At 65.8% G+C, this 26,342-nt stretch carries 23 protein-coding genes and 1 tRNA gene; 13 read left to right on the top strand and 11 right to left on the bottom strand.

The features are described from left to right. Positions 1–238: 238 nt before the first annotated feature. From ahpF to aroC, 3 genes are all read right to left on the bottom strand, one after another. A complete protein-coding gene (ahpF, locus tag SR3_RS21285) occupies positions 239–1,825 on the bottom strand; it encodes an alkyl hydroperoxide reductase subunit F (RefSeq protein ID WP_068090478.1) in 1,587 nt (528 codons plus the stop codon). A 265-nt stretch (positions 1,826–2,090) separates the two neighbouring features. After that, complete coding sequence (gene ahpC, locus SR3_RS21280) at positions 2,091–2,654, bottom strand: alkyl hydroperoxide reductase subunit C (protein ID WP_068090476.1); 564 nt, start codon at positions 2,652–2,654, stop codon at positions 2,091–2,093. Between the two features lie 431 nt (positions 2,655–3,085). Beyond that, complete coding sequence (aroC, locus tag SR3_RS21275; protein ID WP_068090474.1) at positions 3,086–4,156, bottom strand: chorismate synthase; 1,071 nt, start codon at positions 4,154–4,156, stop codon at positions 3,086–3,088. Between the two features lie 84 nt (positions 4,157–4,240). Here aroC and SR3_RS21270 point away from each other — a divergent pair, with 84 nt between their 5' ends. The 3 genes from SR3_RS21270 (at position 4,241) to SR3_RS21260 (ending at position 5,141) form a co-directional block, all read left to right on the top strand. Next, entirely contained in the window at positions 4,241–4,540 is a 300-nt protein-coding gene (locus SR3_RS21270) for an antibiotic biosynthesis monooxygenase family protein (RefSeq protein WP_068090472.1), read from the top strand. A gap of 92 nt (positions 4,541–4,632) precedes the next feature. Continuing rightward, positions 4,633–4,709, top strand: a tRNA-Arg gene (locus SR3_RS21265). Positions 4,710–4,793: 84 nt separating this feature from the next. Continuing rightward, on the top strand, positions 4,794–5,141 hold the full coding sequence (locus SR3_RS21260; protein ID WP_068090470.1) for an arsenate reductase: 348 nt from the start codon (positions 4,794–4,796) through the stop codon (positions 5,139–5,141). Positions 5,142–5,184: 43 nt separating this feature from the next. On the opposite strand, the gene ubiG is transcribed toward SR3_RS21260, so the two are convergent. Further along, the gene (gene ubiG, locus SR3_RS21255) at positions 5,185–5,922 is read right to left on the bottom strand and encodes a bifunctional 2-polyprenyl-6-hydroxyphenol methylase/3-demethylubiquinol 3-O-methyltransferase UbiG (protein ID WP_068090468.1); all 738 of its coding nucleotides are present in this window, start codon (positions 5,920–5,922) and stop codon (positions 5,185–5,187) included. Between the two features lie 84 nt (positions 5,923–6,006). On the opposite strand from ubiG, the gene SR3_RS21250 reads away from it, so the two are divergent. Beyond that, positions 6,007–7,260 carry an aspartate kinase gene (locus tag SR3_RS21250; RefSeq protein WP_068090514.1) on the top strand — a complete coding sequence of 418 codons (1,254 nt, stop codon included), beginning with the start codon at positions 6,007–6,009 and terminating at the stop codon, positions 7,258–7,260. Positions 7,261–7,414: 154 nt separating this feature from the next. Next, the gene (locus tag SR3_RS21245) at positions 7,415–7,999 is read left to right on the top strand and encodes a hypothetical protein (RefSeq protein WP_174549175.1); all 585 of its coding nucleotides are present in this window, start codon (positions 7,415–7,417) and stop codon (positions 7,997–7,999) included. A gap of 165 nt (positions 8,000–8,164) precedes the next feature. On the opposite strand, the gene SR3_RS31505 is transcribed toward SR3_RS21245, so the two are convergent. After that, positions 8,165–8,473, bottom strand: a complete 309-nt coding sequence (locus tag SR3_RS31505; RefSeq protein ID WP_157099017.1) for a hypothetical protein — start codon at positions 8,471–8,473, stop codon at positions 8,165–8,167. A 292-nt stretch (positions 8,474–8,765) separates the two neighbouring features. Further along, positions 8,766–10,286, bottom strand: a complete 1,521-nt coding sequence (locus tag SR3_RS21240; protein WP_068090466.1) for a catalase — start codon at positions 10,284–10,286, stop codon at positions 8,766–8,768. 246 nt (positions 10,287–10,532) lie between these two features. Between SR3_RS21240 and SR3_RS21235 the strand changes: the two genes are divergently transcribed. From SR3_RS21235 to SR3_RS21220, 4 genes are all read left to right on the top strand, one after another. Further along, a complete protein-coding gene (locus SR3_RS21235; protein WP_084455796.1) occupies positions 10,533–11,513 on the top strand; it encodes an NAD(P)H-dependent flavin oxidoreductase in 981 nt (326 codons plus the stop codon). A gap of 343 nt (positions 11,514–11,856) precedes the next feature. Further along, positions 11,857–12,726 (top strand): dienelactone hydrolase family protein, encoded by an 870-nt coding sequence (locus tag SR3_RS21230; protein ID WP_068090463.1) that lies wholly within the window; start codon positions 11,857–11,859, stop codon positions 12,724–12,726. A gap of 92 nt (positions 12,727–12,818) precedes the next feature. Continuing rightward, on the top strand, positions 12,819–13,235 hold the full coding sequence (gene msrB / locus SR3_RS21225) for a peptide-methionine (R)-S-oxide reductase MsrB (protein ID WP_068090461.1): 417 nt from the start codon (positions 12,819–12,821) through the stop codon (positions 13,233–13,235). Positions 13,236–13,367: 132 nt separating this feature from the next. Beyond that, positions 13,368–15,506, top strand: coding sequence for a transglycosylase domain-containing protein (locus tag SR3_RS21220; protein ID WP_084455792.1), 2,139 nt, complete (start codon positions 13,368–13,370; stop codon positions 15,504–15,506). A 336-nt stretch (positions 15,507–15,842) separates the two neighbouring features. Here SR3_RS21220 and SR3_RS21215 read toward each other — a convergent pair whose 3' ends face one another. The 3 genes from SR3_RS21215 to hflK form a co-directional block, all read right to left on the bottom strand. Next, positions 15,843–17,393, bottom strand: a complete 1,551-nt coding sequence (locus SR3_RS21215; RefSeq protein ID WP_174549174.1) for a Do family serine endopeptidase — start codon at positions 17,391–17,393, stop codon at positions 15,843–15,845. A 199-nt stretch (positions 17,394–17,592) separates the two neighbouring features. After that, the gene (gene hflC / locus SR3_RS21210) at positions 17,593–18,456 is read right to left on the bottom strand and encodes a protease modulator HflC (RefSeq protein ID WP_068090459.1); all 864 of its coding nucleotides are present in this window, start codon (positions 18,454–18,456) and stop codon (positions 17,593–17,595) included. Continuing rightward, a complete protein-coding gene (hflK, locus tag SR3_RS21205) occupies positions 18,453–19,643 on the bottom strand; it encodes a protease modulator HflK (RefSeq protein WP_169805680.1) in 1,191 nt (396 codons plus the stop codon). Before hflK ends, hflC begins: the two co-directional genes overlap by 4 nt. Before the next feature lie 389 nt (positions 19,644–20,032). On the opposite strand from hflK, the gene SR3_RS21200 reads away from it, so the two are divergent. From SR3_RS21200 to hemH, 3 genes are read left to right on the top strand one after another with little or no spacing between them, the layout of a single operon-like run. Continuing rightward, on the top strand, positions 20,033–20,818 hold the full coding sequence (locus SR3_RS21200) for an Mrp/NBP35 family ATP-binding protein (RefSeq protein ID WP_245654036.1): 786 nt from the start codon (positions 20,033–20,035) through the stop codon (positions 20,816–20,818). Continuing rightward, positions 20,797–23,085, top strand: a complete 2,289-nt coding sequence (locus SR3_RS21195) for a molybdopterin cofactor-binding domain-containing protein (protein ID WP_245654034.1) — start codon at positions 20,797–20,799, stop codon at positions 23,083–23,085. Before SR3_RS21200 ends, SR3_RS21195 begins: the two co-directional genes overlap by 22 nt. Positions 23,086–23,102: 17 nt before the next feature. After that, positions 23,103–24,131: a ferrochelatase gene (gene hemH / locus SR3_RS21190; RefSeq protein ID WP_068090452.1), complete on the top strand. Its 1,029-nt coding sequence runs from the start codon at positions 23,103–23,105 to the stop codon at positions 24,129–24,131. Here the strand turns inward: hemH and SR3_RS21185 are convergent. Both SR3_RS21185 and SR3_RS21180 read right to left on the bottom strand, forming a co-directional pair. Next, the gene (locus SR3_RS21185; protein ID WP_068090450.1) at positions 24,128–24,673 is read right to left on the bottom strand and encodes a hypothetical protein; all 546 of its coding nucleotides are present in this window, start codon (positions 24,671–24,673) and stop codon (positions 24,128–24,130) included. The genes hemH and SR3_RS21185 overlap by 4 nt on opposite strands. A 46-nt stretch (positions 24,674–24,719) precedes the next feature. Continuing rightward, positions 24,720–24,908, bottom strand: coding sequence for a DUF1674 domain-containing protein (locus SR3_RS21180; protein WP_068090449.1), 189 nt, complete (start codon positions 24,906–24,908; stop codon positions 24,720–24,722). A gap of 161 nt (positions 24,909–25,069) precedes the next feature. On the opposite strand from SR3_RS21180, the gene SR3_RS21175 reads away from it, so the two are divergent. Then, on the top strand, positions 25,070–26,311 hold the full coding sequence (locus SR3_RS21175; protein WP_068090446.1) for an RsmB/NOP family class I SAM-dependent RNA methyltransferase: 1,242 nt from the start codon (positions 25,070–25,072) through the stop codon (positions 26,309–26,311). The last annotated feature ends 31 nt before the right edge of the window (positions 26,312–26,342 follow it).

The raw sequence follows: 26,342 nt of genomic DNA, 5'->3' as shown, positions 1-26,342 counted from the left end.
AGCGACCGTTGTGAGTCTGTTTTCGGCTGGGGGGCAACCGATTGCCCGCCTCCGCTAATGAGAGCGCTTCGCAACTGCAAGCACTTGTTGCGAGTGATTCGCTCTTTTTGCCGATCGGCCATGGCAATCGTGGCCCGCGCGCAACACCGCCCGGCGCGTGCAGAGGCCGCACAAACGAAAACCGGGGGCGTCGCCACCCCCGGTCTCGGATTTTGTTAAAGCTTTGATCCGGGCGGGATCAAGCGTTTTCGGTCACCGTTTCCGGCGCGGGCAGGCGGATCAGATGATCGAAGGCGGACAGCGCCGCCGTGGCCCCCGCCCCCATCGCGATGATGATCTGCTTGTAAGGCACGGTGGTGCAGTCACCCGCGGCATAGATGCCCGGCAGGCTGGTGGCGCCGTGAGCGTCGATCTCGATCTCGCCGCGCGGCGACAGAGCAACAGTGCCCTTCAGCCATTCGGTGTTGGGCACCAGGCCGATCTGCACGAAGATGCCTTCCAGCGCGATGGTGTGGAAGGTTTCCTCATTGCGGTCCTTGTAGACCAGCGCCGTCACCTTCGCGCCGTCACCCTTCACCTCGGTCGAGAGCGCCGAGGTGATGATGGTGACATTGGGCAGGCTGCGCAGCTTGGCCTGAAGCACAGCGTCGGCGCGCAGCTGCGTGTCGAACTCGACCAGCGTGACATGAGCGACCAGACCGGCCAGATCGATGGCGGCCTCCACGCCGGAGTTGCCGCCGCCGATCACCGCCACGCGCTTGCCCTTGAACAGCGGGCCGTCGCAGTGCGGGCAATAGGCCACGCCCTTGTTGGCATATTCGGTTTCGCCCGGCACATTCATCTGCCTCCAGCGGGCGCCGGTCGAAAGGATCAGCGTGCGCGCCTTGAGCGAGGCGCCATTGGCCAGGACGACCTCATGCAGACCGCCCTCGCTATGCGCGGGGATCAGCTTTTCGGCGCGCTGGAGGTTCATCACGTCGACCTCATAGTCCTTGACGTGGTTTTCCAGCGCCATGGCCAGCTTGGGGCCTTCGGTCTTGGAGACGGAGATGAAGTTCTCGATCCCCAACGTGTCCTGCACCTGGCCGCCGAAACGCTCGGCCACCACGCCGGTGCGGATGCCCTTGCGCGCGGTGTAGATCGCGCCAGCGGCACCGGCGGGACCGCCGCCGATCACCAGCACCTCGTAAGGCGCCTTCTGGGCGATTTCCGCCGCGGCGCGCGCTTCGGCGCCAGTGTCCAGCTTGGCGAGAATCTCCTCGACCGACATCTTGCCGCTGCCCCACATCGTGCCATTGAGGAAGGTGGCGGGCACGGCCATCACGCCGCGCGCCTCGACCTCGGCATTATGCGTGCCGCCCTCGATCAGGGTCGCGGAAATGTTCGGGTTGTTCAACGCCATCAGCGTGAGGGCCTGCACCACATCCGGGCAGTTGTGGCAGGTGAGCGAGAAATACATCTCGAAGTCGTGTTCGCCGGGCAGGGCCTTGATCTGGTCGATCACGCTCTGCTCCACCTTGGGCGGGTGTCCACCGGCCCACAGCAGCGCCAGCACCAGCGAGGTGAACTCATGCCCCAGCGGCAGGCCCGCAAAGCGCACCGTGGCATGGCGGGCCGAGGCGCGGGTGATGCTGAAGGAGGGCACGCGGGCGTCCTGCCCATCGAAGCTGGCGGTGACCTTGTCCGACAGGGCGGCGATTTCGTTCAGCAGTTCGCGGGTTTGCGTGGATTTCGCGTCGTCGCCCACCGTGGCGACAAGCTCGATCGGCTCGCGCAGCATGGCGAGATATTGCTTGAGCTGGGCGGTCAGGGCGGCGTCGAGCATGGTCTTGTCCTTCGGAATGAATAAGGGGGTAAAGTGTTAAAAGCAGGGGGTGTTACACCCCCTGCACCCCCGGAACGTCTTCCGGCGAGAGGGGAATGAATGGGGCGTCGTCGCGTTCCGAACGCCCTGATGTGCAATATGTATCATGCCTCCGGCGGTGAGATCGGGCGCAGCGGCGCCGCACAATCTGCCTTCGCGTCGGGAGACGTATCGGGAGTGCGAGGGGATAATCCCCTCGCACTTGCCCTTTGTAGTCTTCAGAAACTTAGATCTTGCCGACCAGATCGATCGACGGAGCCAGCGTTTCCGAACCTTCTTCCCACTTGGCGGGGCACACCTGGCCGGGGTGCTCCTGCCAGTACTTGGCGGCCTTGATCTTGCGCACCAGCTCGGCGGCGTTGCGGCCCACGCCCTCGGGGGTCACTTCGACCAGCTGCACCACGCCTTCGGGATCGGTCACGAAGGTGCCGCGATCGGCCAGGCCAACGCCCTCGCGCAGGTTGCCGAACTGCTTGGTCAGGTCATGGTTCTGGTCGCCGACCAGATAGTACTGGATGGTGCCGATGGCGGGCGAGGTGTCGGCCCAGGCCTTGTGGCTGAAGTGGGTGTCGGTCGATACGCCGTACACTTCCACGCCCATGCCCTTCAGCGTGGCATACTCGTTCTGGAGGTCTTCCAGTTCGGTGGGGCACACGAAGGTGAAGTCGGCGGGGTAGAAGAAGAAGACAGACCACTTGCCCTTGATGTCGGCATCGGTGACGTCAACGAAAGCGCCTTCCTTGTAGGCCGTGGCGGTGAAGGGCTGAATCGAATAGCCGATAAGCGACATGGGGTAACTCCTTGGTCGTTTGGTGTTGAACTGCTTGAGGGGGAGATAGGGGCTCACACCGCAGATGCGAAGTGGGCATTCCCGATTAATCAGAACAGGATTGCCGATCAGTGGCTCTGATCGGACAAGGCGATTATGTGAGGGGAGTATGACAGAAGAGAGAATGCGAGGGCCCTAAGCGTGCGCTTGTCGCACGCGACAAGCTGGGGCGCCCTTGCGCTCCCTTTAATGTCTGTGTTGCGCCACGGGTTCGATTTGGCGCCCAGATTGCCGCGCCGCAGGCTTTAAACGCTGAGCGCAGTGCATCGTTCAGGGATTGCCTGCCTGCGGCGCAGGTGGAGAGGCGAGGCGTTACGCTTCGGCGCCACTGCCCTTGCGTCGGAAGACGGAATGGGAGCGCGAGGGTGTAACACCCTCGCATCTTTCTTTTCTTACCGCCCTGTCTGCCCGCGATGCAGCAACTTGTGATCCGCCAGCACCAGCGCCATCATCGCTTCCACCACCGGCACGCCGCGAATGCCGACGCAGGGGTCATGGCGGCCCTTGGTGAACAACTCGGTGGCCTCGCCTTCGCGGGTGATGGTGGGCATGGGGGTGAGGATGGAGCTGGTCGGCTTGAAGGCCACGCGCACCACCACCGGCTGGCCGGTGGAGATGCCGCCAGCGATCCCGCCCGCATGGTTGGCCGAAAAGCGCGGGCCTTCGTTGCCGGGATACATGGGGTCGGCGTTCTGCTCGCCGGTCAGGCGGGCGGCGGCGAAACCGTCGCCGATTTCCACACCCTTGGTGGCATTGATGGTCATCATCGCGGCGGCGAGGTCCGAATCCAGCTTGGCGTAGATCGGCGCTCCCCAACCGGCGGGCACGCCCGTGGCGACGCATTCCACCACCGCGCCCACCGAGGAACCGGCCTTGCGCGCGTCATCCACGATCTTTTCCCAACGCTTGGCGGCTTGTGCATCGGGGCAGAAGAAGGGGTTGGCGCGGATCTGGTCGGCGTCGAAGTTGGCCGGATCGATGGCATCGCCGCCGATTTCCGAGACATAGGCCAGGATCGTCACCTCGGGGATGGCCAGACGCGCCACGCCGCCAGCGGCCACGCGGGCCGCCGTCTCGCGCGCCGAGGAGCGCCCGCCGCCGCGATAGTCGCGGAAGCCGTATTTGGCGTCATAGGTGTAATCGGCGTGGCCGGGGCGATAGGCCTTGGCGACCTCGGAGTAATCCTTGGAGCGCTGATCGGTGTTTTCGATCATCAGGCTGATCGGCGTGCCGGTGGTCTTGCCCTCGAACACGCCGGACAGGATGCGCACCTGATCGGGCTCCTGCCGCTGGGTGGTGAACTTGCTCTGGCCGGGGCGGCGGGCGTCGAGGAAGGGCTGGATCATGCTTTCATCGATCGCCAGACCCGGGGGGCAGCCATCGACCACGGCGCCAAGGGCAGGCCCGTGGCTTTCGCCCCAGGTGGTGAATCGGAAGATGCGGCCAAAGGTGTTCCAGCTCATGGGGCCAGCCTTTGGCGCGCATTCTCGCAAAAGTCCACCGTTGCAGGCTTGGAATAAAGCTGCGCGGGCGATAGGAAGGCGGCTATGTATATGAATGTCTTCCGCAGCCGCAAGAAAGCCGATTACGATGCCGCAGCCTATGCCGCCGATGCCGCGCGCATGGGGGAACTGGCGCAGGCTCAGCCGGGCTTCATCGACTACAAGAGCTTTGCCGCCCCCGATGGCGAGACGGTGACGATCTCGATCTGGGAGAGCACCGAGGCGGCGAAGGCCTGGGCGCGCAACCCCGAGCATCTGGCGGCGCAGGCGCGCGGGCGCGACGACTATTATGCGGAATTCACGATGTATGCGGCTGACGACGCGCGGGTGAGGCGCTTTCCCTGAAGGCGCATCCCGGCGCTTGGGCGATTTGCCCACAGGCTGACGAAAGCACTGGCAATCATGGTCGAGCGCTGCTAGTCGCATGGCCAGCGCAAGCATCCATAGCTCAGCTGGATAGAGTACTGCCCTCCGAAGGCAGGGGTCGCAGGTTCGAATCCTGCTGGATGCGCCATCTTCCTTACAGCTTTGACGATTTGCCGCTGGGCCAGCCTTGGGCTAGGGCGTGCCGCATCTTGCAGGCAAAGGAGCAGCCCCCGTGTCGATCATCCTCTATGGCATCCCCAATTGCGACACGGTGAAAAAGGCCCGCACCTGGCTGGGCGCCAAGGGCGTGGATTACGGCTTCCATGATTACAAGAAGGCCGGGGCCGATGCAGCCCAGATCGCGCGCTGGGCTCAGGCGGTGGGCTGGGAAAAGGTGCTCAACCGCGCCGGCACCACCTTCAAGAAGCTGCCCGAGGAGCAGAAGGCCGATCTGGACGAGGCGAAGGCCGTGGCGATCATGGCCGCCAACCCCAGCGCCATCAAGCGCCCCATCGTGGAGCAGGACGGCAAGGTGATCGCGGTGGGCTTCAAGGAGCCCGAGTGGGCCGCTGTTTTCTGATGCTATGAAGGTCCGGCGGCCCTGCAAGGCCGCCGGTTCCGGTTCAGCCGCGCTTGGCGGTCAGGATGTAGTTCAGGCTCATATCGTCCGAAAGGTGCAGGCCCTTCAGCGGCGAAAAGGCGATGCCCATCGGCTGGCCCACCTGAAAACCGGCATCCTGCAGCAGGATCGCCAGTTCGGGCGGGGTGATGAAATCGTCCCAGTGATGCGTGCCGCGCGGCACCATGCCGATGCGCTCCGCCGCCTCGATCAGCAGCAGGCGCGAGGCCGCCGTGCGGTTGGGGGTGGAGAGGATCATCAGGCCATCGTCGGCCAGCGTCTCGGCCAGCGCGGCGATGAAGGCGGCTTTGTCGGCCACATGCTCGATCACCTCCATGCTGGTGACCAGATCGAAACCGCGCAGCCCCAGCGAGGACAGCTCGCCATGATGATAGGTGATCGGCAGGCCGCTGCCCGCTGCATGCGCGCGCGCCGCCTCGATGTTTTCCGCCGCCGCATCCACGCCGGTCATGGCCGCGCCGAGGCGGGCCAAAGGCTCGCACAAGAGCCCAGCACCGCAGCCGACATCCAGCGCCGTCTTGCCCGCCAAAGGCTTCACGCTGCGCGAATCACCCTTCCAGTGCGAATCGATGGAGTCACGGATAAAGCCCAGCCGCACCGGATTGAGCCGGTGCAGCATCGCCGAAGACCCCTTGGGATTCCACCATTCCGCCGCCAGCTTTCCGAAATGTTCAGCTTCGGAGGTGCGGATTGTATCAATGTTGCCTGTTGCGTTGCTCATGATCCCTTTCTAAAGCGCCGCGTCCGCTCCCGGCAAGGCGGGGGCGGCATGTTTCTTCAAGGCAAGTTGCAAGGGAGCCTGTTTGTGGCCCGCATCGTGATGAAATTCGGTGGCACCTCCATGGCCGGGACCGAGCGTATTCGGCGCGTGGCGGGCATCGTCAAACGCCAGCAGGAAGCCGGGCATGAGGTGGCGGTGGTCGTTTCGGCCATGGCGGGCGAGACCGATCGCCTGGTCAACTTCAGCCGCGAGGCCCATGCGCTTTACGATCCCGCCGAGTATGACGTGGTCGTCGCCAGCGGCGAGCAGGTGACCAGCGGCCTGCTGGCCATGACGTTGCAGGCCATGGGCTGCAAGGCGCGCAGCTGGCTCGGCTGGCAGATGCCGATCCTGACCGACGACGCCCATGCCAAGGCCCGCATCCAGACCATCGAATCCGACGCTCTGCTGGCCAGCATGGCCGCGGGCGAAATCGCCGTCATCCCCGGTTTCCAGGGCGTGACCGAGGGCGGGCGCATCACCACGCTGGGGCGCGGCGGTTCCGACACCTCTGCCGTGGCCGTGGCCGCCGGCATCAAGGCCGACCGCTGCGACATCTACACCGATGTCGATGGCGTCTACACCACCGATCCGCGCATCGTGGCCAAGGCCCGCAAGCTCAAGAACGTCACCTATGAGGAGATGCTGGAACTGGCCAGCGTCGGCTCCAAGGTGCTGCAGACGCGCTGCGTCGCGCTCGCCATGAAAGAGGGCGTGCGGGTGCAGGTGCTCTCCTCCTTTATCGATGAAAACGCGCCCGCTGCAGACACGCTGCCGGGCACCATGATTGTCTCTGACGAAGAACTGGAAGGTCTGGACATGGAACGCCAGCTGATCACCGGCATCGCTGCCGACAAGAACGAAGCCAAGGTCATCCTGACCGCCGTGCCGGACCGCCCGGGCGCCGTGGCGACCATCTTCACCCCGCTGGCCGAGGCCAACATCAACGTCGACATGATTATCCAGAATGTCGGCCGCGAGGACACCGATACGGACGTGACCTTCACCGTGCCCCAGGCCGATCTGGACCGCACGCAGGCCGTGCTGGAAGCCAACCGCGAAGTCATCGGCTATCAGAAGCTGACGACCGACCCCAAGGTGGCCAAGGTTTCCGTGGTGGGCGTGGGCATGCGCAGCCATGCGGGCGTGGCCGCCACCATGTTCAAGTCGCTGGCCGATCGCGGCATCAACATCCAGGCGATCAGCACCAGCGAGATCAAGGTTTCGGTGGTGATCGACGCCGATGAGGTCGAGCTGGCCGTGCGCCTGCTGCACACCGCCTACGGTCTGGACGGCTAAAGCGCTCTGACGTTTCGGCGTTGTTAAAAACCCCTCGGCAGGCACAAGTTCGCTTGCCGAGGGGTTTTTGCGTTCGGGCGCCCTCTCGCCGCGATGTGGAACTTGGCCCGCCTTCGGGCATAATGCTTTCATATCGGCTTGAAAGGTGCTCCAGATGGTGAAGCTGCAATCCTCCAACCCCCGGTCTCTGCGCGTGGCCGCCATGGCGCTGGGCGCGCTGGTGTCTGTCACGGGAGGGAGCCTGATCGCTCAGGCCACGCAGGCCACCACCAGCCAGCCCGTCGTCCAGAAGACTGACGAGAAAGACCACAAGGCGCCCAAGCCCGTCACCCGCGACAATCCCAATGCCCAGCAGGTGGCCGAAACTCCGCTGACTGACCTCAATGTGAAAAAGGGCGAGATCCCGCCGGTGCTGATCCGCGCCCAGCAGGATCCCTACAGCATGGCCGGGCTGAAAAGCTGCCCGGCGATCACCGGGGCGGTCTCGCAGCTGAACGCGGTGCTGGGCGACGATGTGGACATCGCCAAGGCGAAGAAGCGCAATGTGGGCGCGGGCCATGTCGCGCAGACGGTGGTGGGCTCGTTCATCCCCTTCCGCGGGATCATCCGCGAGGTTTCGGGCGCCAGCTCGGAAGAGCGCAAGCTGCAGGCCGCCATCGCTGCGGGCATGGCGCGGCGCGGGTTCCTGAAAGGCGTGGGGATGACCAAGGGGTGCCGCTATCCGGGGCGTCCGGCTTAAGGGTTTGAGTTGGGGGTTTTGCCTCCGGCGGGCAAAGGGCCATCGCCCTTTGCAATCCCTTTAGTTGTCGGCCTTGGCGTTATGGGTTCGACGTTGGAGGTAGGGCGCAGCGTGGCAGTTATTGCGGGCTGCTGTGCAGCGGGGGGACTGACTGCTAAGTTGGGGTTAGCTGCCGTTGGTCGGCTTTGACCCTCTCAACAGCCCTAGCAAGCCTGCAACCGTCGCCACGACCAGAATGCTGACGCAGAAAATCCCTCTTGCACCAGCATTTATCGGGGCGGCCAGAAAGCTTTCGATGACCTCAGCGGGAAAGGTGAAAGCCACAACAGCCCACCAGCCTAATCCGCCGTCATATTGCCAGTTGAGAAAATGAGAAATGCTCAGCGCAGCAGCCGCAGCCCAAAAATACGCAAGGGTGTAAAAGGCGGTTCGCCTTATCCAAGTTCGCCTGAACGCCATATCGCACTGAACCACGATCCACGAAGGTCCGCAATGTCGTCGTGTCCTGACAGGCGGTTTTGCGATTTCAAACTCCGGATAGCCGCATCTTCCTGCGCCGCAGGCAGATAGGCCGCGCAGGCAATTTCAACGCCCGGCAATGCCGCCAATCCGGCGCGACGCCGAACCCGTGGCACAGCGCAGACACGAAAGGGAGCGCGAGGGCGATGGCCCTCGCATTTTCTCTTCCGTCCTGAAAAACCAGAAACCCGCCCCCGGTGGTCCGTCCGGGGGCGGGTTCTTGTGCGACCCTTCAGGGCTTCGTGGATCAGTCAGCCAGCTCGGGATCGCTCGGCACATCGGCAGGCACTGCCATCCCCAAAGCCTTGGCCACGCCCGTGCCATAGGCCGGATCGCAGCGCAGGCAGTTGGCGATATGGCGCGCCTTGATGAAGTCCGGCGCGTCGCCCATGCCGCGCGCGGTGTTCTCGAAAAGCACCTGCTGCTGCGCGGGCGTCATCAGCTGGAACAGGGCGCGCGGCTGGCTGAAGTAATCGGCGTCATCCTCGCGGAAGTTCCAGAAGTCCGCCGCGCCGTCGATCTTCATCGGCGGCTCGCGATAGTCGCTCTGCGATTCCCATTGGTGGAAGCTGTTGGGCTGATAATGGATGGTGCTGCCATAATTGCCATCGACGCGCATATAACCGTCGCGGTGGTTGGAATGCACCGGGCAGCGCGCCGCGTTCACCGGGATCTGGTGATAGTTCACGCCCAGACGATAGCGCTGCGCATCCGAATAGGCGAAGAGCCGCGCCTGCAGCATCTTGTCGGGCGAAACGCTGATGCCGGGCACCAGATTGCTGGGCGCGAAGGCGCTCTGCTCCACATCGGCGAAGAAGTTGGCGGCGTTGCGGTTCAGTTCGAACTCGCCCACCTCGATCAGCGGATACTGCGCCTTGGGCCAGATCTTGGTGAGGTCGAAGGGGTGGAAGCCGCAGGTGGCCGCCTCTTCCTCGGGCATGATCTGCACGAACATCGTCCACTTGGGGAAGTCGCCGTTTTCGATGGCATCGTACAGATCGCGCTGATGGCTCTCGCGGTCGCCCGCCACCACATCGGCGGCCTCGGCGTCGGTCAGGTTCTTGATGCCCTGCTGGGTCTTGAAGTGGAATTTGACCCAGAAACGCTCGTTCTGCGCATTGATGAAGCTGTAGGTGTGGCTGCCGAAGCCATGCATGTGACGATAGCTGGCCGGGATGCCGCGATCGGACATCACGATGGTCACCTGATGGAAGGCTTCGGGCAGCAGGCTCCAGAAGTCCCAGTTGTTGGTGGCGCTGCGCATGTTGGTGCGCGGATCGCGCTTCACCGCCTTGTTGAGGTCAGGGAACTTGCGCGGGTCGCGCAGGAAGAACACGGGGGTGTTGTTGCCCACCATGTCCCAGTTGCCTTCCTCGGTGTAGAACTTCAGTGCGAAGCCGCGAATATCGCGCTCGGCGTCCGCCGCGCCGCGCTCGCCCGCAACGGTGGTGAAGCGCGCGAACATCTCGGTCTGCTTGCCCACTTCGCCCAGGAATTTGGCGCGGGTGTACTTTGAGACATCATGCGTGACGGTGAAGGTGCCGAAAGCGCCCGAACCCTTGGCGTGCATGCGGCGCTCGGGGATCACTTCGCGGTTCAGGTTCGCCAGCTTCTCCAGCAGCCACACATCTTGCATCAGCAGGGGGCCGCGCGGGCCGGCGGTCATGGAGTTCATATTGTCCACCACCGGCGCGCCGAAAGCGGTGGTCAGCGGGGTGGAGCCATGGGCAACCGGGCATTTTCCGGTGGGGGTGTCGGAATCGGACATGGGTGGGCCTCCTCAAAACCTTCGGATCAGATGCAGCCTTGCTAGCGCGCCATGTGCGTGCCGCAAAAACGGTTAAGCCTGTCACACTGATCGAGGCTTTGGATAATACGGGTTTATGACCATATTGTCGCGCTATACCGGGGTATATCCGGGGCGGATTGCCGTTTTGCCATGCGCGCTCTATAGGGCCGCGTTGTAGACCCCCTAAAATATGAGAAACTGGTGACGGACAAGACCAAGGCGCTGATGGCACGGGGCGCCGCATTCCTGGGCAGCGAGCATGCCATTCTGTGCGGTGCGATGAGCTGGGTTTCGGAGCGCAACCTCGTTGCGGCCATCAGCAATGCTGGCGGCTTCGGCGTGATCGCCTGCGGCGCCATGACGCCCGAGCTGCTCGATGCGGAGATCGCCGCCACCGCTGCGCTGACGGGCAAGCCCTTCGGTGTGAACCTCATCACCATGCACCCCAAGCTCTTCGAGCTGATCGAGGTCTGCGCCAAGCACAAGGTCACCCACGTCGTGCTGGCCGGTGGCCTGCCGCCCAAGGGCAGCCTTGAGGCGATCAAGGAGATCGGCGCCAAGGTGATCTGCTTTGCCCCGACGCTGGCGCTGGGCAAGAAGCTGCTGCGCAGCGGCGCGGATGCCCTGGTGATCGAGGGCCATGAGGCTGGCGGCCATATTGGCCCCGTCTCGACCAGCGTTCTCGCTCAGGAAATCCTGCCCGAACTGGCCGCCGACAACATCGTCTTCGTGGCGGGCGGCATCGGTCGCGGCGAGGCGATTGCCTCCTATCTGGAAATGGGCGCCTCTGGCGTGCAGCTGGGCACGCGCTTTGCCGCGGCCACCGAGAGCATCGCTCACCCCGATTTCAAGAAGGCCTTCTTCCGTGGCCATGCGCGTGATGCCATGCCCAGCGTGCAGGTGGACGCCCGCCTGCCTGTGATCCCCGTGCGCGCCTTGAAGAACAAGGGCACCGAGGAGTTCACCGCCAAGCAGCGCGAAGTCGCCGCCAAGCTGGACGCCGGTGAGGTCGACATGCACGAGGCCCAGCTGCTGATCGAGCGCTTCTGGGCCGGTGCCCTGCGTCGCGCCGTGATCGACGGCGACGTTGAGAGCGGGTCGCTGATGGCGGGCCAGTCGGTGGGCATGGTCACCAAGGAAGAGCCTGTTCTGGATATCATCACCCAGCTGCTGGGTGAGTGTGAGGCGGCTCTCAAGGGGCGGTAAGAAGGAAGGATAAGTGCGAGGGCCATCGCCCTCGCGCTCCCTTTCATGTCTACGTCGCGCGTTGGGTTCGGCCTTGGGCCCAGTTTGCAGCGCCGCAGGCTTTGAAACGATAGAAGGCGCCGGGGCTTCCTGCCTGCGGCGCCTTTTCGTTGCGCAGGTGGAGAGCCGAGGCGCCACGCTTCGGAACAGCTGCCCGTGCGTCGGAAGACGTCATGGGAGCGCGAGGGGGTAACCCCCTCGCATCTTTCCTTTTCTCCCTGCAAAATCCTGAATAGCCGAACCCTCCGCAATATGCTTCATTCCGCCCCGCACAGAGGGGGTGCATGAGCAGGAGATCCAAATCATGTGCGATGATTTCACCGTTCTGGAGGAAGAGGCGGCCCTCAAAGCCATGGGCGTCTCGCGCCGCGATTTCGCGGGATTGGCAGCAGGCGCGGGTCTGGCCACAATCGCGGCGAGCCCGGCCTATGCGGCGGCGGGCGTGGTCGAGCAGGCGGTCAGCATCCCCACGGGCGATGGGCAATGCGATGGCTTCTTCTATCACCCGGCCACGGGCACGCATCCCGGCATCATCGTCTGGCCGGATATTGCGGGCCTGCGCGATGCCTATAAGCTGTGGGCCAAGCGACTGGCGGGTGAGGGCTACAGCGTGCTGGTGGTCAATCACTACTACCGCACGGCGAAAGCCTCGCTGCTGGCGACCATGGCCGAGTGGCGCACCCCGGCTGGCGCGGAGAAGCTGAAGCCCGCCATCGCGGCGCTGAACCCGGAGCGCATCACCAGGGATGCGGCGGCTTTCGTGGCCTTTCTCGACAAGCAGCCCTCGGTCAGCAAGGCGCGCGGGCTGGGCGCGGCGGGGCACTGCATGACGGGCAGCTATACGGTGCGCGCGGCGGCGGTGGCGCCCGATCGCGTGAAGGCCTGCGCCTCGCTGCATGGCGGCGGTCTGGTGGATGACAAGCCCGATGGCGTCATCGCGCTGATCCCCAAGACGAAAGCCAGCTTCCTCTTCGCCATCGCCCAGAATGACGACGCGCGCGCGCCCGGCGACAAGGATGCGCTGAAGAAGGCCTGCGCCGCCGCCGGTCGCCCGGCGGAGGTGGAAGTCTATCACGCCGACCACGGCTGGACCACGCTGGACGCCCCCAGCTACAACAAGGAAGAGGCCGAGCGCGCCTGGGCCCGGATGACCGCGCTTTTCGCCAAGCTGTAAGCACGCCTGAACCGATGCGCCCCTGTCCAACCCTTGCGGCTGGGCGGGGGCGTTTCCATATTGGCCCCTGCTTCCCAAGGAGTTCCCCCGCCATGTCCGATCTCCCCGCCGATCCCCAGACGCTGACCGACGCGCAATGGCGTGAGCGGCTGACCCCCATGCAGTATCACGTGCTGCGCGAGGCGGGCACGGAACGCGCCTTCACCGGCGAGTATGACCACCTCTTTGCAGAGGGCGAGTATGTCTGCGCCGGTTGCGGCGCGCCGCTCTTCACCTCGGAGGACAAGTTCAACTCCGGCTGCGGCTGGCCCGCCTATTCAGCCCCTCAGGCCGAGGAAGCCATCACCGAATATCGCGATGTCAGCCATGGCATGGTTCGCACCGAAGTGCGCTGCGCCCGCTGTGACGGCCATCTGGGCCATGTCTTCCCCGATGGCCCCGGGCCGACGGGCCTGCGCTACTGCATCAACAGCGCCGCGCTGGATTTCGAGCCTGAAGCGATGGGGTAAGCCCCTGTTCAGGCGCTTTTCGGCAGATTTAGCGGGGGCAGGGGTTAACCTTGCCCTCGCGATCCACTAGGAGGGCGCGAAAGCTGCGGACTCGCGCCTTGCCTGTCCGCCGATGGGATGCAATTTCACGCAATGGCAAGACGCGATATTCGCCGCCAGGCAAATCAGGGATCGGGTGGCGAGCCCCCTCGCGGAGGCTCCCCGAAACCTCGGCGTTCCAAACAGGGTATCGGGGCCAAACGGAGTATCTGGGTGAAAATCTTGGTGTGGCTGGCCGCTCTGGGCGTGCTGGCATGTTCCCTGGTCTTCGGCATCGTCTATTTCGAAGCCCAGAGCCTGCCCAGCATGGAATCGCTGAAATCCAGCCAGAACGGCCAGACGATCCTTGTCCGCGCGCGTGACGGATCGCAGCTGGTGGTGATCGGCCCCTCCTACGGCCAGTGGCTGGACTATGACCGCATCCCCTCGGTGATGAAGGACGCCATCGTCTCCACCGAGGACCGCCGCTTCCGCGACCATATCGGCATCGATCCCATCGGCATGATGCGCTCGGCCGCGGTGAACGTGAAGAGCGGCCACCGCCGTCAGGGCGCCTCGACGCTGACGCAGCAGCTGGCGCGCAACATCTTCCTCAACAATGACCGCACCTTCAGCCGGAAGATCAAGGAGATCTTCATCGCCATGGCGCTGGAGTGGAAGTTCTCCAAGGACCAGATCCTCGAGCTTTACCTCAACAAGGTCTATTTTGGCGGCGGCGCTTACGGCGTGGACGCAGCCAGCCGCAAGTTCTTCAACCACCCCGGCACCCAGCTGAGCCTGCCCGAGGCCGCGATCATCGCAGGCCTCGTGAAGGCCCCCAGCCATTACTCGCCCACCGCCGACGCTCAGGCCGCTGTCGACCGCGCCAGCGTGGTGCTGGATGTGATGGAGGATGCCGGCGCCATCACATCCACCGAGCATGCCGCCGTGCATCTCGACAAGGTGAAGATGGCCGCCGAGCCCGCGCAGAACTCGGTGCGCTACTTCACCGACTGGGCGCTCCCCCAGCTCGACACGCTGATCGGCACCGACAACACCGAGCCGGTGGAAGTCTGGACCACGCTCGATCCCAAGATGCAGTCCGCCGCCACCGCCGCCGTCGCTGCCAACGCTCCCAAGGGCGCGCAGGGCGCGCTGGTGTCGCTCGACCGCGATGGCAGCGTGCTGGCCATGGTGGGCGGCACGGATTACGTCACCAGCAATTACAACCGCGCCACGCAGGCCATGCGTCAGCCCGGTTCGGCGTGGAAGCTGTTCGTGTACCTCGCCGCGCTGGAATCCGGCGTGAAGCCCGACGATCCGATCAACGACGAACCCGTCACCATCGACGGCTGGACGCCACATAATGACGCCGGTCGCTACGCCGGCCAGATCGATATCCGCACCGCCTTCGCCTATTCCAAGAATACCGTCGCCGCCCAGCTGGGCCAGAAGGTGGGCTTCGATCAGGTGGCGGCCATGGCGCGGCGCTTCGGCATCTCCACCGCCATTGCCACCAACCCCTCGATGGTGCTGGGCACCAATGAGGTGCGCCTGATCGAGATGGCCCGCGCCTTCTCCGAAGTGCAGGCCCATGGCTCCTCGGTGACGCCCTATGGCATCGTCAAGGTCGTGACCGCCAGCGGCAAGGTGCTCTACCAGCATCCCCAGCCGCAGGGCCAGACGCTGGTGGCGCCCTACGTGGCGGCGGGGATGACCGACCTGATGCAGACCGCCGTCAACATCGGCACCGGCCGCGCCGCCCAGATCGGGCGCCCCGTGGCGGGCAAGACCGGCACCACCACCAGCAACAAGGATGGCTGGTTCATGGGCTTCTCCAGCGGCATCACCACCGGCGTGTGGATGGGCCGCGACGATGCGCACCCCGTCCCCGGCCTGCAGGGCGGTACCGCCCCGGCGCGGGCCTGGGCGCAGTATATGCGCACCGCCGTCGCCGGGCGCCCCGCCGAGCCCTTCGACACCGAGCTGAAACTCCCCGAATGGCAGCTGGAGCCCGACGATCAGGCCGGTATGGGCGACCCCAACGCCTATTTCTCGCCTGACGATCAGGGTAACCTCGTCGGCCCCGACGGCCAGCCTCTGCCACCGCAGCAGCAGGCGCAGCCGGGCGCCGGGGATGCGGACCAGCAGCAGCCCGTGCCCGAGACGCCTCAGGCCCAGCAGCCGCAGCCGGTGCCGGTGCCTCAGCAAAAGAAGAAGCCGGTGGCGCAGCCCGGTTTCGGGATTTACTAAAGGGGTTGAAGGGGAAAGTGCGAGGGCCATCGCCCTCGCGCTCCCTTTAATGTCTACGGTGCGCTTCGGGTTCGGCCAAAGAGCTAGGTCGCGGCGCCGCAGGCTTTAAAATTCCAAGCTATCGTAAGGCGCCGGGGCTTCCTGCCTGCGGCGCCTTTCCTTTGCGCAGATGGAGAGCCGGGGCAACACGCTTCGGAACCACTGCCGTATCGTTGGGAGACGGAATGGGAGCGCGAGGGGGTAACCCCCTCGCATCTTCTCTTTCTTCAAACCCCTTGAACCAACAAAAAGCCCCCGCCAACCGGCGAGGGCTCCTTTGCAATCCTGAAGAACCGATCAGCGCAGGCGGATCGGCACATATTGCGCGGGCTGGCCGCGGTGGATCACCTGCAGCAGCAGCGCCGGGCGGTTGGAGGCCTGGGCCGCGCGGATGGCGGCTTCCAGCTCGGCCACGGTGTTGACGGGCTGATAGCCTGCCGAGATCACCACGTCCCCGCGCGACAGGCCCTTGGAGCCCGCGTCCGAATTGGGGTCGACGAAGCCGATGACCACGCCCTTGGTGCTTTCCGCAACGCCCACGGCGCGGGCGATGGGCGGCGTCAGCGGCTGCACGGAGAGGCCGATGGCCTTTTCCGTCAGGCCGCTGCTGGCCGGGGCCTTGGGGTTGGCGCCCTTCTTGAAGGGGTTGTCGCCGCCGGCATTGTCGGGATCGAAGGTCTGCTGGGCCAGCTCTTCCTCGCTCGGGCGGGTGGCGACGGTGACCTGCAGGGTCATCGGCTTGCCGTTGCGGATGATGTCGATGGGGATGCGCGTGCCGGGCGCGGTGTTGGCCACGAGGTAGGACAGCGACTGGCGCGGGCTGACTTCCTGACCGTTGACGCGCAGCACGACGTCACCCGCCAGCATGCCGCCCACCGCGGCGGCCTTGCCGGGCTCGACGCCCTGAATGAACTCGCCCTTGTTGTGGGGCACGCCCAGCGAATCCGCCAGATCGTCGTTCAGCGGCTGGATGCGCACGCCAAGGTAGCCGCGCGCGATGGTCTTGCCGTGGATCAGCTTGTCGACGATGGGCGAGGCGATGTCGGAGGGGATGGCGAGGCCGATGCCCACGCTGCCGCCGGTGGGCGAGAGTATGGCGCGGTTGATGCCGATCACCTGGCCCTTCATGTCGAACATCGGGCCGCCCGAGTTGCCCTGGTTGATGGCGGCGTCGGTCTGGATGTAGCGGTCATAGGCGCCGCCCGAACCGGTGTTGCGCAGCACGGCGGAGACGATGCCGGCGGTGACGGTGCCGCCCAGGCCGAAGGGATTGCCGATGGCGATCACCCAGTCACCCACGCGGGCCGCGCCGCTGTCGCCGAACTTGACGAAGGGCAGGGGCTTGGGGGTGGTGATCTTCAGCACGGCCAGGTCCGACTGGGCGTCCTTGCCGATCAGCTTGGCGGGATATTCATTGCCGTCCGACAGGGTGACGCTGATCGATTCGACCTCGCCCTGACCTTCGGCGGTGATGACATGGTTGTTGGTGACGACATAGCCGTCCGCCGACACGATGAAGCCCGAGCCGAGCGACTGGGCCTCACGGGTCTGGCCGCCGCTGCCGCCGCCATCGCTCTGGCCGCCGAACATGCCTTCAAAAGGCGTGCCGGCCAGCGGATTTTCATTCTGCACCTTCACCTTCTGGCGGGTGGAGATGTTGACCACGGCGGGCTGCAGCTGGGCGGTGAGGTCGGCGAAGCTGGCGGGCGCACCGGCGCGGGGCACCACGGCGGACATCTTCTGCGCATCGTTCTGCGCCACCTGCGCTCCGGCGGGGAAGCCGGAAACGAGCGAAAATGTGGCGCCACCCAGCAACAGGGCACTGGTCAATCCATAAACATATCGCACGTGGCTCGGTCCTCTTTCTGATGTCGGCGCATGCTGCCCCGGTCGGGGCGCAAGGCGCAAGAGCAATTCATATGGCTAAACGGGCGGATGAACGTGAGGTTTCGCCTGATATTGGCGCTTTTTGCCCTGAACGCAGTTTGAATGGTTCATGTTCGGGGGCGTTCCAGCGCCTTAAGCGTAACCTGTTTGAGTAAATGACTTATTTGGCTTTGCCGCCTCCCCGGAACTGACGCAGATAGTCATTGTCGGGGGTCAGCACGATGGTGGTGCCCGATTTGACCTGCGGATTGGCCATGGTCGCTTCATAGCTCTTCATGGCGCGGTAGAAGTCATAGAAGGCCGGATCCTTGCCGAAGGAGGCGGCATAGGTCTGCGCCGCGCGGGCCTCGGCATCGGCCTCGATGATCTGGGCCTGCTTCTGGCCGTCGGCGCGGATGGCGGTGGCTTCCTGCTCGCGGGCGGCTTCCATATTGGCGAAGGCGCGCTCCAGCGCGGTGCCCTCGGGCAGATCGGCGCGCTTGATGCGCACATCGATCACCTGCACGCCATATTGCCGCGCCTCGCGGTCGAACTGCTGGCGGATCTGGGCCAGCACCGCGCCGCGCTCGGCGGTGAGCAGGGTCTGGAAGGTGTGCGAGGCCAGCCCCCGGCGCAGGCGGGAGTTGAGGATCGGCTGCAGCTGTTCCTTCAGCCGGTCCATCGTGCCCGCGGTGCTGACCATCAGCACCGGATCGATTACGCGATAGAGCGCGAAGGCATCGACCTCCAGCCGCTGCTGATCGGAAGAGATCACCAGCTGGCGGTCCATCTCGATCGGCTGGATGCGCTTGTCGACGCGCACCAGCGTTTCCACGAAGGGAATGCGCGCATAGAGCCCGGCGCCGGTCTGGCCGAAATCCTGATTGGGCTTGAACTTGTTGATGACCGAGACCGGCGCGCCATTGCGCAGCACCACGGCCTGCTCTGTCTCATCCACCTCGATCACGCTGAGCAGCGCCGCCACGGCAGCCGCCGCCACCACGCTGAGCGCCAGCTTGTGATCCTGCCAGAAGGTGCCGGTCATTGGTTGCCTCCCATCTGGGGCGGCAGCGGTCCAGCGGCCTCGGGCGGCTGTTCGGCGCGGCGGCGCAGTTCGGGCAGCGGCAGATAGGTGGTGGGGCCGTTGGGCAGGATCACCTTGTCATTTTGCGAAAGCACGCGGTCCATCGTCTCGTAATACATGCGGCGGCGGGTGACTTCGGGCGCGGCCTTGTACTGGGTGTAGACGCGGTCGAAGGCGGCGGCCTCGCCCTCGGCGCGGGCGATGGTCTGCTGGGCATAGCCGCGCGCCTGCTGGATGTAGCGGCTGCGGTCCTGCTGGGCGGCCTGCACCTTCTGGAAAGCCTCGTTCACCTTGCCGGGCGGATCGGCCTTTTTGAGGTCCACGCCCTGAATCAGCACGCCCGCGTGATAGGCATCCAGCAGCGCCTGCATGCGCTGCTGCACATGGGCGCCCACCTCCGCGCTGGCGCTGCCGCCCATCACATCGCCCAGCTTCACTTCGGCGATGGTGGCACGCATGGCGGCCTCGGCCACTTCCGTGACGGTGCCTTCGGGGTCTTTGAGCTGGAAGCTGTAGAGCTTGAGGTCACGGATGCTCCAGCGCACCACATAGGAGATGTTGACCAGGCTCTGGTCGCTGGTGAGCATCAGGTTCTCCGCCTCGCCATTGGGGACGGAAAGCTGCTTGATGGTGGTGACATCCTTCACCGCCACATCCTGAAAGGGCCATGGCAGGGTGAGGTTGAAACCGGGCTGCAGGGTTCTGGTGTATTGCCCGAAGGTGGTGACGACGCCCTGCTCATGCAGCCCGAGCTGATGCGCGGAGGACAGCAGCCCGCCCAGCACCAGCGCGCTGCCGATGATGATGGGCCACCAGCTCTTGCCATTGTGGCGCGGCGGCAGGTGGAGCAGCTGGCGCAAATCGGGCGGGGTGGGGATCTTCGGGCCACCACCGCCGTTGCCGCCGGGCTTGTCTCCGCCCTCCTTCCTGGGGCCGCCGTTGCGGGTCTGGCGGAAAATCTCCTCGATCCCCGGCGTGCGGCGCGGCGGCGGAGGAGCCTCGGGCGCCCATGGGTTGCGGGGCGGCTGGGTGCCGTCACCCGAAGCGGGGGGCTGGTCGGGGGCGCCATCAGCGTCGGCGCCGCCGGGTGGCGGCGGGGTTTCCTCCGCGCCATCCTCCTTGCGGTTGGCCAGAAGGTGCGGGGCCATTGCATGCCCCGGCCTGAGACGGTCGATCCATTCACCCAAAAGCTTCATGAACACATCTATAGGACGCCTTTCGCGCAAGAACAGGGGACAAGCGCCGGTATTGCCGAAATTCATCCTGTGCCATGGCGGAAAGCCTGCTAGGGGCGCAGGATAAGCCTTATGTTCCGATGCCTGAAAGTTTTCTGCCCATGATCTCGCCCGATATGCTCAAGCAGCATCTGCCCGCAGCCCTGGCGCAGAAGGTGCAATCCGCGCGGGTTGCCGATGGCGTGGCGACGCTGGTGCTGGATGGCGCCGGACTGGACCAGTCCGGGCGCGAGCAGGCCGAAGCGACCATACGCGCTGCCTTGGCGGGCGTGGAAGGCGTGAATGAAGTGCGCGTCGGCATCATGGCCGACCGCCCTGCCGAAGCGCCCAAACCCAAGGGCCCGATCATCATTTCCGTTGGCGCGGGCAAGGGCGGCGTGGGCAAATCGACGCTCTCGGCCAATCTGGCGGTGGCTTTGGCGCGTCAGGGGTTCAAGGTGGGGCTGGTCGATGCCGACATCCACGGCCCCAGCCAGCCGCGCCTGCTGGGCACCGAAGGCATCAAGCCCGAGGCCGCCGACAGCAAGATGTTCCCGATCCCCACGGCCTTCGGCATCCGTGCGCTCTCGATGGGCAATCTGATCGAGCCGGGCAAAGCCATCGCCTGGCGCGGATCGATGGCGGCGGGCGCGCTGGGCCAGATGGTCGATGCGCATTGGGGCGACACGCAGGTGCTCATCATCGATCTGCCGCCGGGCACAGGCGATGTGCAGCTGACCATGGTGCAGAAGCACAAGCCGGCGGGCGCGATCATCGTGTCCACCCCGCAGGATCTGGCTTTGATGGATGCCGCGCGGGCGATCCAGCTGTTCGATACCGTGGGCGTGCCGGTGATCGGTCTGGTCGAGAATATGGCGGGCTACATCTGCCCCCATTGCGGCGAGCATTCCGACCCCTTCGGCCATGGCGGCGCCGAGCAGGCCGCGCATGAGATGGGCCTGCCCTTCCTGGGCCGCGTGCCGCTCGACCTCTCGATCCGTGTGGACAGCGATGCGGGCAGGCCTCCGGCTGCAGGCGATACGTTGCAGGGCAAGGCCTTCGCCGCCATCGCCGCCAAGCTGGCCGCATGGCTCAAGGCGCACGCCTGACCATGGAGCTGTCGCGCCGCCACCTTCTGGTGGGCGCGGCCCTTGGCGGCGGGCTGGTGGTGGCCTGGGGGCTGCGCAAGCGGCCTTACCCGCTGCCTCTGCCGCCGGGCGAGGGCGAGGTGGCCTTCGACGCCTGGATTAGGGTGGCGCGCGATGGTGTGGTCACGCTCAGCGTGCCTCAACTGGAGATGGGGCAGGGGATCAGCACCCAGCTGGCGCAGATCGCCGCGCTGGAGCTGGGCGCGGACTGGCGACAGATGGGCGTGGTCTTCGCGCCGGTCTCGGAGATTTTCGCCAATGAGGCGCTGGCCGCGCGCTGGGCGGAATTGTGGCTGCCGATGGCCCCCGAAAACGGCATTCCGGCGGACAACTGGCTGGCCAGACATTGGGCGCAGGAGCATCGCTTCACCGCCACCGCCGATGGCATGTCTCTGGCCGCCTATGAAGCACCTGTTCGCCATGCTGCTGCCGGGGCGCGGGCGCTGCTGGTAAAAGCCGCCGCCCGGCGCTGGGGCGTGAATGCGCAGGATTGCACCGTGTCTGCCGGATTGGTGCGCCATGGCCAGCAGAGTCTGGCGTTTGGAGCCTTGGCGCAAGAGGCCTCCGGGTTGACCCTGCCCGATCCCCTGCCGCTCGGGCCGCCGCCCGCAGAAAGCCCCGCTCGCCTGCCATCGGGCAGCACGCCGCCTTTCCCAAGGCTGGATGCGCCGGCCAAGCTGGATGGCGGCTGGATGTTCGCGGGCGATGTGCGCCTGCCCGATATGCTCTTTGCCGCGATCCGCCACGCGCCGCTGGGCGAGGCGGCGCATCTGGCGGGGCACGATGCCAAGGCAGCCAAGGGCATCAACGGTTTCCTCAAGCTGGTGGAAGGGCCCGACTGGCTGGCTGCCGTCGCCAGCAACAGCTGGGCGGCCGAGCAGGCGCTGGCCGCCGTGGCGCCGCGCTTTTCCGTCCACCGCCCGATCAGCGCCGAGAAGGTGGATGGCGCTCTGGATAACGCGCTGAAGGCGGCGATCAAGCAGGGTGGCCAGACCATCGCCAAGCAGGGCGATCCCGAGGCGCTGCTGGGCAGCAAGCCGCCCTACAGCCAGCGTTATGACGCCGCCGCTGCCGTGGCCGCGCCGCTGGAAACCGCCAGCGCCGTGGCGCGGCTGCGCAAGGGGCGCTGCGAAATCTGGGTGGCGTCGCAAGCGCCGGAACAGACGCGCCGTGCTGTCGCCAAGGCGCTCGACATCAGCGTGGAGCATGTGGTGCTCTATCCGCTGGCGGCGGGCGGCAGCTTCGACGCGCGGCTGGAATGCCCCCATGCGGTGGAGGCCGCGCTGATCGCGCGCGAGACCGGCAAGCCCGTGCTGCTGACCTATACCCGCTGGCAGGAGGCCCTCACTGCCATCCATCGCCCGCCGCTCGCCGCGCAGATCGAGGCGCGCGTCGATCAGACCGGCACGATCGCGGCATGGCGGCTGCGCGTGGCGATGCCCTCCGCCGCGCGGGAGTTTGGCGCGCGGCTGCTGCAGGGCGTCAGCCGCGCCGAGGCGATGGCGCATCACCAGAATGCCCATGCCGATCCGCTGGCGATGGAAGGCTTTGTGCCGCCTTACAGCTTTGCGCTGGCCATCGAGCAGGCGCCGGTCAGCGTCGGCCTGCCCACCGGGCGGCTGCGCGGCAATGGGCACGCGCTCGGCGCCTTTATCACCGAAAGCTTTGTCGACGAGATCGCCGCTGCTCAGGGCCGCGAGCCGCTCTCCTACCGCATGGCCATGCTTGAGGGCGATCCCCGGCTGGCGGCCTGCCTGCAGCGGGTGTCGGCGCTGGCCAACTGGAATGGCGGGCATGATGCCAGCGGGCAGGGCATCGCCTGCCATCGCATTCGGGGCGGCTGCATCGCCGCCGTGGTGACGGCGCGGCGCGGCGATGAGGGCGTGGCGGTGGACCGCATCGTGGCGGTGGCGGATATTGGCCGCATCGTGAATGTCGATATCGCCCGCCAGCAGATCGAGGGCGGGCTGGTTTATGGCATGGGTCTGGCGCTGGGCTCGGCTCCGGTGTGGAACGGCGGCCTGCCCACGGGCGCGCGGCTGGCGGCGCTCAATCTGCCGTTGCTGGCCAATTGCCCCGAGGTCGTGGTTGACCTGATCGCTTCCACCGCCGATCCCGAGGATCCCGGCGAGCTGGGCGTGGCTGTCGCCGCGCCTGCCATCGCCAATGCGCTGTTTTCGGCGACGGGCTTGCGCCTGCGCCGTTTGCCCCTCGGAAGCGAGGACTAGCAGTGAAGACTAAGGATATGACCGTGAGCCAGACTGCTTTGCCTCCCTCTCATCCCGCTGTGAAGGTGGGCCGCATGGGCGTGTTGCTGGTCAATCTGGGCACGCCTCAGGCCGCGACGCCTGCCGCCGTGCGAACCTATCTGGCGCAGTTCCTCTCCGATCCGCGTGTGGTGGAAATTCCGCGCGCCATCTGGTTGCCGATCCTGCATGGCATCATCCTGCGCACAAGGCCCGCCAAATCCGCCCATGCCTATGCTCAGGTGTGGACCGAGGAAGGCTCGCCTCTGGCGGCGATCACCAGGGCTCAGGCCGTGGCGCTTCAGGCGCGGCTGGGGGAGGGCGTGACGGTGCGCTGGGGCATGCGCTATGGCCAGCCCGCCATCGCCACCGAGATCGAGGCGCTGAAGGCGCAGGGCTGTGATCGCATCCTGATCTGCCCGCTCTATCCGCAATATTCCGGCGCCACGACGGCCAGCGTGATGGATGCGGTGGGGGCGGCTCTGGCCGCGATGCGCTGGCAACCCGCGATCCGCACCCTGCCGCCCTATCACGACGATCCTGCCCATATCGCGGCGCTGACCAGCGATGTGTCGCGGCAACTCGAGGCCCTGCCCTTCGTGCCCGAGGTGCTGCTGCTCTCCTTCCACGGCATGCCCGAGCGCACCCTGCATCTGGGCGACCCCTATCACTGCCAGTGCCGCAAGACCGCGCGTCTGCTGGGCGAGGCTCTGGCCCCGGCCTTCCCCGCCCTGCGCGTCGAAACCGCCTTCCAGAGCCGCTTTGGCCGCGCCAAATGGCTGGAGCCCGCCACCGAAACCGTGCTGGCCGCCGAAGCCGCCAAAGGCACGCGCAAGCTGGCCATCGTGGCGCCGGGTTTCTCCGCCGATTGCGTCGAGACGCTGGAGGAACTGGCGATCCGCGGGCGCGAGGTCTTCGTGGAAGCGGGCGGTCAGGACTTTTCGGTGCTGTCCTGCCTGAATGCGGGCGAGGATGGTATGGCGATGATCGAAGCTTTGGTGCGCCGCGAGCTGTCCGGCTGGGCTTAAGGTTTCGGCGCCACCGTATAGCCTGCATCCGGCGCGACCCAGACCAGATGATCGTCGGGCCGGTTGACAGTTTGTCCCGCAATGGTGGCATGGCGGGTGAAGCCTTTGCCACTGGCCGTACCGTCAGGCGTGCGGGTTGAGCACAGCTCCTTGTCGAGCAGGCCATCCTTGGTCAGGGCATCCTGAATGCGTGGCATGATGGAGGCGGTCTGCTCGGCTGTCAGCGGGTTGCCTGCGTAGCGCAGCGTGGCCTGCTGTACCATTTGCGTCGACAGTGTGCCGCAGACCTGATTGCCCTTTACATGCGCCACGCCGGAAAAGCTGATCGTCACCGGCTTGTCGGGGCGCAGCAGCACTTCGGTGTCATCGGTGAAGGTGCCATCGGGGCGGGCGGTGAAATGGGCCAGCGCGTGGCAGGTTTTCGAGGCTTCGTCAGGCTCGGCGCATTCCAGAAGGCCTTGCGCGGCGAAAGCCAGCGGATCGGCGGAAGGGGTTGCGGCCGGCTGGGCGGCAAGCAGCAAAAGCAGGCTGGCAATCGGCATGGCGTATTCCCCTTACGTCAGCTTCAGACCTTGGCGGTGGGGCCGGTCAAAAATCCCAGGCGATGCCCTTGCGCGTGAAATCGCCATAGCGCGTGGGCGACAGGCCCTCCGGGTCATCCTCCGCCACCGGCGCGGCGGGGGTGGGCGCCGGATCGTTCGACCAATGCGCGGGCTTGGCGAAAGCGGCGGGGCGCTGAGTCGAGCGTTTGCCAAAGGGCTTTGATGTGTCGGCCATAGGCCCCCAGATGCACCCGCAGCGCGGCGATTTCAATATGGCCAAAGATAGGGGAGCGATTGACCCGATTGCATCGGACCAATCGCTCCAGTTTTATGTTACCGCGTTTTCCGAGCCGCCGGGTGGTTCCACCCGGCTTGAAAACGCTATAGGGCGCCCCGATGACAGATCAGGATACAAAGGGCCTTCCCGCCCGCCGCGCCGCGCTGCGCATGATGGACGCCGTGCTGCGCCGGGGTGAAACGCTGGACAATGCCGCTCACGCCGCCTGCCAGGGCATCAACGCGCGCGAGGATCGCGCTCTGGCCCGCGCTTTGGCGGGCGAGGCGCTGCGCTGGCTGGTCGATCTGGACGCGTTGATCGATTCGGCCACGCATCAGATTCTGCCCGAAGATGCCAAGCCCCGCGCCGTGCTGCGCCTGATGCTGGCGGGCTGGCTGCGGCTGCAAACCCCGCCGCATGCGGTTGTGGCGACCGGGTTGGACCTGCTGATGGGCGGCCCGCGCCGCCTGGCGCATGGTGTGTTTTCCACTTTGGTAAAGCGCAGTGTCATCCTGCCCGAAACGCCGAGCCTGCCCGAAGCCGTCGCCGCGCGCTGGGGCGAGCGCGCTCTGCCTGTGGCGCAGGGGCTGGCTGTGCCCCCGCCGCTGGATCTGACTTTGCGCGATCCCGCTGAAACCGCGCTCTGGGCCGAAAAGCTGGGTGGCACCAGCCTGATGCCGGGCCATGTGCGCCTCTCACGCGGGAGTGCGGTCGAGACTCTGGAAGGCTTCAACGAGGGCGCATGGTGGGTGCAGGATCTGGCTGCTGCCATCCCTGCTCGCCTGATCGGGGCTGGAACGGGTCGCGCTCTGGATCTCTGCGCCGCGCCGGGCGGCAAGACGATGCAACTGGCCGCGCTGGGCTGGGAGGTGACGGCGCTGGATCAGTCCGCCCGCCGCCTCGAACTGGTGCGCGAGAACCTTACCCGCACAGGCCTGAACGCCGAGACCATCGCTGCAGATGCCCTGAAATGGGAGCCGGAAGGCCTGTTCGATGCGATCCTGATCGATGCGCCTTGCACCGCCACGGGCACTGCGCGTCGCCATCCCGATGTGCTGCACCGCATCGGCGCGCGCCAGATCGCCGAGATGGCCGAAATCCAGCAGGCCCTGATCGCGCGCGCTGCGGGCTGGCTGAAGCCGGGCGGGCGGCTGGTCTACGCCGTATGCTCGCTGGAGCGTGAGGAAGGTGGGGATCAGGCGGCGCAGGTCGCGGGTCTGGTGGCTGATCCGGTTTCGGCTGCCGAATTGCCTTTGGGCATCGCCCCGACCGCCGAGGGCTGGGTGCGGACCGATCCCGGCATGCTTGCCGAGCAAGGCGGGCTGGACGGGTTCTTTGTTGCCCGTTGGCGGAAGGGGTAAAAGGGAAGATGCGAGGGGGTTACCCCCTCGC

The sequence above is a fragment of the Novosphingobium rosa NBRC 15208 genome (assembly GCF_001598555.1).
In the GTDB taxonomy this organism is placed as follows: domain Bacteria; phylum Pseudomonadota; class Alphaproteobacteria; order Sphingomonadales; family Sphingomonadaceae; genus Novosphingobium; species Novosphingobium rosa.
Note: the sequence above shows the minus strand (reverse complement) of the source record. Positions and strands in the feature narration are given on the sequence as shown.